Below are 9,167 nucleotides of genomic sequence, written 5' to 3'. Positions count from 1 at the left end.
AAGCCGACAGCAGTTCGCGGATTTCCATCTCGACGAGCTCGAGCAGCTCTTCGTCGTCGACCTGGTCAACCTTGTTCATGAACACGACCATGGCGGGGATACCCACCTGGCGGCCCAGAAGGATGTGCTCGCGGGTCTGCGGCATGGGGCCGTCAGCTGCGTTCACAACCAGGATCGCGCCGTCCATCTGCGCCGCGCCGGTGATCATGTTCTTCACGTAGTCGGCGTGGCCGGGGCAGTCCACGTGCGCGTAGTGGCGCGCGTCGGTCTCGTATTCCACGTGCGCGGTCGAGATCGTGATGCCGCGTGCCTTTTCTTCCGGCGCGCCGTCGATCTGGTCGTACGCACGGAAGTCACCGAAGTACTTGGTGATCGCTGCGGTCAGCGTCGTCTTGCCGTGGTCAACGTGACCGATCGTGCCGATGTTGCAGTGCGGCTTGCCGCGCTCAAACTTTTCCTTTGCCATCTTTCCAGACGTCTCACCTCTAGGGGGTCGACTGCGACCCGGTTTCGCATCGCGGGCCGTTTATTGGGTCAGGAGCAGAAAATCAAGCGTCTGTTGATAGCTGCGTGCCGGCGAGCGCGGTTATTCGGTCACGGTTTCGCGCGCCGGGCCATCCGCCGCCGATACCGCGGGGTCACTTTCTACCGCCGCTGCCCTCTCCAGCCGGGCCTCGGCGGCCGCCTGCGCGGGCTTGCCGCCGAACCAGCCCTTCTCGCGCAGTTCACCCCGCATCCACTGCTCGATCTGCAGCGCCGCATTGGCCGAGAGGTTGCGCATCTGGGTCTCGCGCGATTGTGTCAGCCCCGAACCTGCCACGGTTTCAGCGGTGATCGCCTCCATGACGATGATCTGCTCGGGCTCGGCGTTGAGCTTCTCCTGCGCGGCGTCGTCCCAGAGCGTGACACGCAGGATCAGCGCCGATTTCGGGCTGAACACCAGCGGTACACCGGGCTGCGCCAGCACGTAGCCTTCGATCGAAGTGCCGATATGGTAGTACTTTTCCCCGGTCTTGCGGTCGAAGCGCTCCTCGATGGCCTTGTCGACCGATTGCACCCACTCCTCGGCACTGGCCTCGCGCGAGAGCGGGCCCTTGACGATATTGGGGGCCACCACCTCCGAGAAGCCGAGCTTGAAGTCACCGATCGGCTCGGCGGGTTTTTCGAGATTGGCGAGCCCATTGGCGCAGGCCGAGAGGCTCAGCACGGCGGCGAGCGCGGCGATCGACTTGCGGGTCGGCGTGAGGGGCAGGCGGAACATCGGCAATCTTTCTCTGGGCAACAGACGGGTACAACGCGCGGGGGTATCGGACCCAAGCCTTAGTGCGCCGCCCGCCCGGAAGGCAATCACCCGGCATTGCGCCGCCCCGGTCTGCCCCTATGTTCAAAGCGGAGGTGTGACATGAACGAGACGACTTCTCCGCCCCCGCGCCCCGCCGAACGGCTGCCCGTGCGCGCACCGCTGGTGACCGAGCCACTCGGCATCCTGGCCAGCCTGCGCGCCGCGCGGCGCAACCTGCTGGAGATCATCCCCGACCTCGCGACGCGGGTGCCGATGGTCTCGGGACGAACCGGCGCGCGCTGGCACATGCTCATGGAGCCCGGAGCGATCCGCGAGGTGCTGCTCGAACGGGTCGACGGCTATCCCAAGTCCATGGTGACCAAGAACATGCTGCGCCCGGCGATCGGAGAGTCGATGTTCATCGCCGAGGGCGCGCACTGGCGCTGGCAGCGCCGCGCCGCCGCGCCTGCTTTCTCGGCGCGCAACGTCGGCAACCTCGGGCCGATCATGGCCGGGGCGGCGGGGCGCGCTGCGGACAGGATCGACGCGCAGCGGGGCCATGCGGTCGATCTCTTCGAGGAGATGGTGACCACCACCTTCGACGTGATCTCCGACGTGACCTTTTCTGGCGGTGAGGCCTTCGCCCGCGACGCCGTGCACCGCGCCATCGACGGCTACATCGCCGAGGCCGGGCGGATCTCGCTCTTCGACGTGCTGGGGTTGCCGGACTGGGTGCCACGCCCGGGACGGCTGCGTGCCGGCGGGCTGGTCGAGATGAAATCCGTGGCCGACGCCGCCATCGACGACCGCGCCAGGCGCGGCCCGCGCGAGGTGCCCGACCTGCTCGACCTGCTGCTCGCCGGCGAGGATCCCGAGACGCAGCGCCGGATGAACATCGGCGAGCTGCGGGACAACCTGCTGACCTTCATCGTCGCGGGCCATGAGACGACCGCCCTGACCCTGTCCTGGGCGCTCTACCTGCTGGCTTTCGACCAGGACGCGCAGGAGCGCGCGCGGGCCGAGGTGCTCTCGGGGGTTGCGGGCGAGACTGCCAGCGCCGCGGAGGTAGAAGAGCTGCCGTACCTGCGCCGAGTGGTGGAGGAAACGCTTCGGCTTTACCCGCCCGCCGGCATCGTGTCGCGCACCGCGCAGCGGGCCGACGAGCTCTGCGGCCGCGAGATCAAGCCCGGCGACACCGTGATGATCCCGATCTACGCGTTGCACCGCAGCCACCGGCTCTGGGACGCCCCGGACGCCTTCCGTCCCGACCGCTTCGAGGAAAAGCCGCAACGCTACGCCTACCTGCCGTTCGGCGACGGGCCGCGCATCTGCATCGGCGCCGCCTTTGCCGTGCAGGAGGCGCTGATCGTTCTGGCGACGCTGCTGAAACGCTTCCGCTTCACGCCGGTGGCGGGCCGCGATCCGGAGCCGGTGATGATCCTCACCCTGCGCCCCGAGGGCGGCGTCTGGCTGGAGGCAGAGCCACTCTGACCCCGCGCCGCGCCGGCGGCGACCGCCAGGCGGGCGTATTTGGAAAGAGAAGAAGCGCCGAGGACCCTCACGGGCTCCGCCGCCCCGGCTTCTTCTCTTCGAAAACACGCCGGGGGTGAATTCGCGTAGCGAAGAGGGGGCAGCGCCCCCTTTTTCGTCTACTCGCGGTTGGCGCCCGGCACCCAGAGCACATCCGCGGTGCCGCCGTCATTGGCCATGCGCGCCGCGCAGAAGAACCAGTCACTGAGCCGGTTCAGGTATTTCACCGCGTGAGTGTTCACCTCTTCCGAGGCTGCCAGCTCGACCGAGCGGCGCTCGGCGCGGCGAGCGACGGTGCGGCACTGGTGCAGGAAGGCCGAGGCGGGCGAGCCGCCCGGCAGCACGAAGCTTCGCAGCGGCTCGAGCTGCGCCGTCATCGCGTCCATTTCGGTCTCGAGCCGTTCGACCTGCGCCTGCGTCACGCGCAGCACCGGGTAGCCCGCCTCGGCGTCGCGCGCCATGTCGGGGCGGCCGAGATCGGAGCCGAGGTCGAAGAGATCGTTCTGGATGCGCGCCAGCGCCGCATCGAGATCGCCCGCCGCCTGCAGCCGGGCGAGGCCGACCACCGAGTTCAGCTCGTCCACCGTGCCGTAGGATTCGACCCGCGCGCAGTATTTCGGCACACGGGTGCCATCGACCAGCGCGGTGTCGCCCTTGTCGCCGGTGCGGGTGTAGATCTTGTTCAGCACGATCATCGTCAACTTCTCCGGATAAGCACGAACAGCAGGATCAGCAGCACCGCGACGAATTGCGCGATGATGCGCCAGCGCATTGCCTTGTTGGCGTATTTCTTGTTGAAGGCCCCGCCCTTGGCAAAGGACCCGATGCCGAAGAGCAGAATGCCCACGACAGCCATCATGACGACGGCGACGACCAGAAACAGCGGATCCTCACGCATGGGTTTGCCTCCCTACCCTCGATGCCTCCACATAGCCGGTCTGCGGCGAAAAGCGAAGGACGCGCGGCTGCGACCATGCCGCGCAATCAGCGCGCGCGAGCGATCAGCAGGTCGAGCAGTCGGGTCGGCAGCAGGCGCCGCAGCGTGCCCATGATGTGAGTGGCGGTGGTGACGTAGTAGCGCGGCGCAGGGTGATCGCTCTCCAGCGCCAGAATCAGCTTCTCGGTTACCGCAGAGCCGGGCAGTTCGAAGGTGTCGGGCTTGCCGCCCGAGGGCGCGTAGAGCCGCTTCAGCAGCGAGCCTTCGTATTGTGCGCGGCGCGGGCTTGTCTCCCAGTCCACCCATTTCTCGAAATGCGGGACCGAGTTGGCACGGATGCGCGAGGTGATCGGGCCCGGCTCGATCAGGATCACCCTGATCGGCGTGTCGGACATCTCGATGCGCAGCACGTCGGTCAGTCCCTCGAGTGCGTGCTTGGTCGACACATAGGCCCCGCGCCAGGGCATCGGCACGATCCCCAGCACCGACGAGCAGTTGATGATGCGCCCGTGCCCCTGCGCGCGCATTACCGGGATCACCTTGCGCGTGAGCGTGTGCCAACCGAAGAGATTGACCTCGAAGATTTCGCGCAGGGCACCGGTGGGCAAATCCTCCAGCGCGCCCGGCGCGGCATGGGCGCCGTTGTTGTAGAGCGCATCCAGCCTGCCGCCGGTTGCCGCCAGCACCTCGGCCAGCGCCGCGTCCATCGAGGCCTCCTCGGTGTAGTCGAGCCGCGGGCTCTCGAATCCCAGAAGCCGCATGCGCGCGCAGTCCTCCTCGCGGCGGCAGCTGGCAAAGACCCGCCAGCCCCGGGCCCGCAGTCCGCGGGCGGCGGCCTCGCCGATGCCCGACGAGCAGCCGGTGATGAGAATGGATCGTTCGGAAGTCTCTGCCGCGCCCTGCGCCATGGTCTCTGCCCTGTCTCGTGCTGTTTGCACGGGGGCATAGGCGAGGCGGCGGCGGGCTGCAATTCACCGACCGGTGTTGCGGCCCGATGGGGTGTGGATCAGTTCGCCGCGCTCAGATAGGCATCGTACATCCAGCCGGCTGTGCCGCCGCTGCGGGCCTGCAGCTTCACCCAGCCGTCGCCCGGGTCCGAGAGGATCTCGACCTTGTCGCCCGCGGCCAGCTGGCCAACCACCGAGTAATCGGTGCCGGGGCCGTAGCGCAGGTTGACCCGGGTGCCGGTCACCTGCCGCAAATCCGCCGGCAGGGTCTCCGCCGATGCGGCCGCGGCCAACGTGTCCGCCCCACTTTCCGGCTCGAAGCTGGCCGAGATCGGCTTGTCGGGCACCGCCGCCAGCGTCACGTCGAACGCCGCCTTGGTTGCTTTCACCGGCATTGGCGTTTGCGAATCGGGGACCGAGACATCGGCCAGCGACCCGGTGCTGGCGCGGGTCACCTCGGCGGTCGGGACGGACTGCGCGGCAGCCGGCGTCGCAAAGCCGCCAGCGATCAGGTTCGGGAGCTCCACCGAATGGATTCCGGGTTCAAAATCGGCCCCTCCGGAGAGCGAGTACCAGGCGCAGCCCAGGAGGGCGAAAGTCATGACCATGAAGCTTTTCATGCTGAAATCTCCGGAACAGAAAGGGGCGGGTTGAAAAGGGCCGCATACGCACCGCTCAAATACTCGGCGTCACACACACCATAGTTGATTCCGGCACTCTGCTTAAGCGGAAACCGGGAAAAATTTGCGAGTCGCAGATTTCCCTCGGAGGATCGCTTGCCCGCGCTTTTCTGCGCGGGTATCACAATATGCATGAATGATATCGTCGATGACCCCAACATGAACCCTCGTAACGTGGCAGAGACCCTGCGCCGGGCGATCGGCGAGCGCTATCTGACCTATGCACTGTCGACGATCATGAACCGGGCGCTTCCAGACGCTCGGGACGGGCTCAAGCCCGTGCATCGTCGTATCCTTTATGCAATGCGCAGGCTGCGACTTAGTTCCACCGGGGGCTTCCTGAAGTCGGCAAAAATCTCCGGCGACACCATGGGGGACTTCCACCCCCACGGCGACGCGGCGATCTACGACGCCATGGCGCGCCTCGCGCAGGATTTCACCATCCGCTACCCGCTGGTCGACGGTCAGGGCAACTTCGGCAACATCGACGGCGACAACCCGGCGGCCTCGCGCTACACCGAGGCGCGGATGACGATCATGGCCGAGGCGCTGCTACAGGGTCTCGACGAGGACGCGGTCGACTACCGTCCGAACTACGACGGACGCCTCGAGGAGCCGGTCGTGCTGCCCGCCTCCTACCCCAACCTGCTGGCCAACGGCTCGAGCGGCATCGCGGTGGGCATGGCCACCAACATCCCGCCGCACAACATCGGCGAGCTGATCGATGCCTGCCTGCATCTCATCAAGTCGCCGAACGCGGCGGACGAGACCCTGCTGAACTACGTGCCGGGCCCCGATTTCCCCACCGGCGGGGTGATCGTCGAGCCGCGCGAGAACATCGCCCAGGCCTATGCGACGGGCCGCGGCTCGATCCGCCTGCGCGCCAAGTGGGAGGTCGAGGACCTTGGCCGCGGCATGTGGCAGGCGGTGGTCACCGAGATCCCCTACCAGGTGCAGAAGTCCAAGCTGGTCGAGCGGCTGGCCGAGCTGATCCAGACCAAGAAGGTCCCGATCCTCGCCGACATCCGCGACGAGAGCGCCGAGGACATCCGCATGGTGCTCGAGCCGAAGACCAAGAACGTCGATCCTGACGTGCTGATGAACATGCTGTTCCGCAATTCGGATCTGGAGATCCGCTTCTCGCTGAACATGAACGTGCTGATCGACGGGGTGACGCCGAAGGTCTGCTCTCTGAAGGAGGTGCTGCGCGCCTTCCTGGACTTCCGGCGCGACGTGCTCTGCCGCCGCTCGCGGCACCGGATGGAGAAGATCGACCATCGCCTCGAGGTGCTGGAGGGGCTGATCATCGCCTTCCTCAACCTCGACCGCGTCATCGACATCATCCGCTACGACGAGGACCCCAAGGCCGCGCTGATGCGCGAGGACTGGGGCCGGAAGATCGCCCGCGCCACCTCCGAGGCCGATTACGTCTCCCCCGCCCCGGTGTCGGGTGAGGAAGAGTTCGGCCTGACAGAGGTGCAGACCGAGGCCATCCTCAACATGCGCCTGCGCAGCTTGCGCAAGCTCGAGGAGATGGAACTGGTCGCCGAGCGTGACAAGTTGATGGAGGAACGCGCCGGGCTCGAGGACCTGCTGGCCAGCGAGGACCTGCAGTGGAAAACCATCTCGGGCGAACTGCGCGAGGTGAAGAAGGCCTTCACCAAGGGGCTCGACCGCGGTGCCCGTCTGACCAGCTTCGCCGAGGCAGGCGAGGTCGAGGAGGTGCCGCTCGAGGCGATGATCGAGCGCGAGCCGATCACCGTGGTCTGCTCGCAGATGGGCTGGATCCGCGCGATGAAGGGTCACATCGACCTGAACTCCGAGCTGAAGTTCAAGGACGGCGACGGTCCGCGCTTCATCTTCCATGCCGAGACCACCGACCGGCTGCTGGTTTTCGGCTCCAACGGGCGCTTCTACACGCTCTCGGCCGCCAACCTGCCCGGCGGGCGTGGCATGGGCGAGCCGCTGCGCCTGATGGTCGACCTGCCCAACGAGGCGCAGATCATCGACATCTTCAGCCATGTGCCCGACCGCAAGCTGCTGGTTGCCTCTTCCGCCGGCGACGGCTTCGTGGTGCCCGAGGCGGACGTGCTGGCGCAGACCCGCACCGGCCGCCAGGTGCTGAACGTGCGCGACGACACCTTCGCCAAGGTCTGCAAGCCGGTGCAGGGTGATGCGGTCGCCGTGGTTGGCGAGAACCGCAAGGTGCTGGTCTTCATGCTCGACGAGTTGCCCGAGATGGGCCGCGGCAAGGGCGTGCGACTGCAGAAATACAAGGATGGCGGCCTCTCGGACATCACCACCTTCACGCTGGCCGACGGGCTCAGCTGGAAGGATCCGGCCGGGCGCACCCGCACCGAGCCCGACCTTGCCGAGTGGATCGCCAAGCGCGCCACCGCCGGGCGCATGGCCCCGCGCGGCTTCCCGCGGGACAACACCTTCACCTGACCTGCAAGGGGCCGCTCTCGGGCGGCCCTTTCCTTTTGCACCCCCTTTCTTTCACCCAAAGGGCGCGCCGCAATTGCAGCCCCTCCAGACAAGCGCGTCGAGTCGAAGGACCGAAGCCCGGGTCCGCAGCCCTAAGCAGGAGGAACTGGGCAGGGTGCGCGCGCCCTACCGGCGGTCCCCTCCGGCGGACCCGGTGGCCGCCCCTGCCCGCTTTAGGCGACTTGGATGGCGCTGCTGTTCTCGGGGGTGACCTCGGTCTTCGCGATAGAAACCACCGGCACTCTGGTCGCCAGTTCCACGATCGCGCCCAACCTCTCACGGGGACACGCCCCTGTGGCATGATCGAGAACGGCGTCGCCGACGCGACGCGCGGGCGCCGCGGGTACCGCCAGGCAGCGCGCCGCGCCACCCGCGACATGGCCTCGGAGGCCGGTTGCGACAAGCTCCTCTTGGCCACCGGCGCGACGCGCGAAAGCACCCTGAGCTTCTATGAGAGCGCCGGCGTCACGCGGGGTGGCAAGACCCATTTCAAGATATGCAGGCCCTGCACCTCGTCCCGGCCGCACCGCACGGTCTTCGCGACGGCAGATCGAATCATTGTGACCGCGGCTTTCGACCGCGCCTCCGTCCTCTGCCAGAGACACGCCGGGCGCCTGCCCAGATCAGGGGCATCGCGGGATTTCCTGCGGAATTCGTTTCCGACCCTTCGAATTTCCGCCGCGACATCGGCCCCCACACGGACCCGTTACCTCACGCCAACGCAGCGTCCTTTTGCTGCGGTTGCGCAAATTGGCACTGTTTCCCCAGCGTTCACTTCGCTATCACCCCTCGAGAGAATTACGAAGTGCCGTGCAAGGCGCGGCGAAACCAAGGGAGAGATCCGCTCATGAAGGTGCTTGTGCCCGTGAAGCGCGTGATCGACTACAACGTGAAAGTCCGCGTGAAGGCGGATGGCACGGGTGTCGACCTCGCCAACGTGAAGATGTCGATGAACCCCTTCGACGAGATCGCCGTCGAAGAGGCCATCCGCCTCAAGGAGGCCGGCAAGGCCGAGGAAGTCATCGTCGTCTCGATCGGCGTGAAGCAGAGCCAGGAAACCCTGCGCACCGCGCTGGCCATGGGCGCTGACCGCGCCATCCTGGTGACCGCCGCCGAAGACGTGCACACCGACATCGAGCCGCTCGCCGTCGCCAAGATCCTCGCCAAGGTTGTCGAGGAAGAGGCCCCCGGCCTCGTCATCATGGGCAAGCAGGCGATCGACAACGACATGAACGCCACCGGCCAGATGCTGGCGGGCCTTCTGGGTTGGGCGCAGGCGACCTATGCCAACAAGCTCGACGTCG

The 9,167-nt window shown here is 66.8% G+C and carries 9 protein-coding genes; 3 read left to right on the top strand and 6 right to left on the bottom strand.

From position 1 onward, the window contains the following. Window positions 1-466, bottom strand: a 466-nt coding sequence (locus BM397_RS28660; RefSeq protein ID WP_143187086.1) for a GTP-binding protein, incomplete at its 3' end; no start/stop codon positions are given. 120 nt (window positions 467-586) lie between these two features. Beyond that, window positions 587-1,261 carry a hypothetical protein gene (locus tag BM397_RS28655; RefSeq protein ID WP_245696283.1) on the bottom strand — a complete coding sequence of 225 codons (675 nt, stop codon included), beginning with the start codon at window positions 1,259-1,261 and terminating at the stop codon, window positions 587-589. A 141-nt stretch (window positions 1,262-1,402) separates the two neighbouring features. Here BM397_RS28655 and BM397_RS28650 point away from each other — a divergent pair, with 141 nt between their 5' ends. Then, the gene (locus BM397_RS28650) at window positions 1,403-2,773 is read left to right on the top strand and encodes a cytochrome P450 (protein ID WP_092431506.1); all 1,371 of its coding nucleotides are present in this window, start codon (window positions 1,403-1,405) and stop codon (window positions 2,771-2,773) included. Window positions 2,774-2,931: 158 nt separating this feature from the next. Here BM397_RS28650 and BM397_RS28645 read toward each other — a convergent pair whose 3' ends face one another. From BM397_RS28645 to BM397_RS28630, 4 genes are all read right to left on the bottom strand, one after another. Continuing rightward, window positions 2,932-3,507 carry a cob(I)yrinic acid a,c-diamide adenosyltransferase gene (locus BM397_RS28645; RefSeq protein WP_092431509.1) on the bottom strand — a complete coding sequence of 192 codons (576 nt, stop codon included), beginning with the start codon at window positions 3,505-3,507 and terminating at the stop codon, window positions 2,932-2,934. A gap of 2 nt (window positions 3,508-3,509) precedes the next feature. Further along, window positions 3,510-3,710 (bottom strand): twin transmembrane helix small protein, encoded by a 201-nt coding sequence (locus tag BM397_RS28640; protein ID WP_092431512.1) that lies wholly within the window; start codon window positions 3,708-3,710, stop codon window positions 3,510-3,512. An 86-nt stretch (window positions 3,711-3,796) separates the two neighbouring features. Beyond that, on the bottom strand, window positions 3,797-4,657 hold the full coding sequence (locus BM397_RS28635) for an SDR family NAD(P)-dependent oxidoreductase (RefSeq protein WP_092431515.1): 861 nt from the start codon (window positions 4,655-4,657) through the stop codon (window positions 3,797-3,799). 98 nt (window positions 4,658-4,755) lie between these two features. After that, a complete protein-coding gene (locus BM397_RS28630) occupies window positions 4,756-5,316 on the bottom strand; it encodes an SH3 domain-containing protein (RefSeq protein WP_092431518.1) in 561 nt (186 codons plus the stop codon). Between the two features lie 192 nt (window positions 5,317-5,508). Here BM397_RS28630 and BM397_RS28625 point away from each other — a divergent pair, with 192 nt between their 5' ends. Then, the gene (locus BM397_RS28625; protein ID WP_092431521.1) at window positions 5,509-7,824 is read left to right on the top strand and encodes a DNA topoisomerase IV subunit A; all 2,316 of its coding nucleotides are present in this window, start codon (window positions 5,509-5,511) and stop codon (window positions 7,822-7,824) included. Window positions 7,825-8,710: 886 nt separating this feature from the next. Beyond that, a partial coding sequence (locus BM397_RS28615) for an electron transfer flavoprotein subunit beta/FixA family protein (RefSeq protein ID WP_143187088.1) occupies window positions 8,711-9,167 on the top strand: 457 nt, incomplete at its 3' end.

The sequence above is a fragment of the Alloyangia pacifica genome (assembly GCF_900116195.1).
GTDB classification, from domain to species: domain Bacteria; phylum Pseudomonadota; class Alphaproteobacteria; order Rhodobacterales; family Rhodobacteraceae; genus Salipiger; species Salipiger pacificus.
This window is presented reverse-complemented; position numbering and strand designations above follow the sequence as displayed.

Coding starts and splice junctions, on each gene's coding strand:
- BM397_RS28650 (WP_092431506.1), top strand. CDS start 1,403: ATGAACGAGACGACTTCTCCGCCCCCGCGCCCCGCCGAACGGCTGCCC.
- BM397_RS28625 (WP_092431521.1), top strand. CDS start 5,509: ATGAATGATATCGTCGATGACCCCAACATGAACCCTCGTAACGTGGCA.
- BM397_RS28655 (WP_245696283.1), bottom strand. CDS start 1,261: ATGTTCCGCCTGCCCCTCACGCCGACCCGCAAGTCGATCGCCGCGCTC.
- BM397_RS28640 (WP_092431512.1), bottom strand. CDS start 3,710: ATGCGTGAGGATCCGCTGTTTCTGGTCGTCGCCGTCGTCATGATGGCT.
- BM397_RS28645 (WP_092431509.1), bottom strand. CDS start 3,507: ATGATCGTGCTGAACAAGATCTACACCCGCACCGGCGACAAGGGCGAC.
- BM397_RS28630 (WP_092431518.1), bottom strand. CDS start 5,316: ATGAAAAGCTTCATGGTCATGACTTTCGCCCTCCTGGGCTGCGCCTGG.
- BM397_RS28635 (WP_092431515.1), bottom strand. CDS start 4,657: ATGGCGCAGGGCGCGGCAGAGACTTCCGAACGATCCATTCTCATCACC.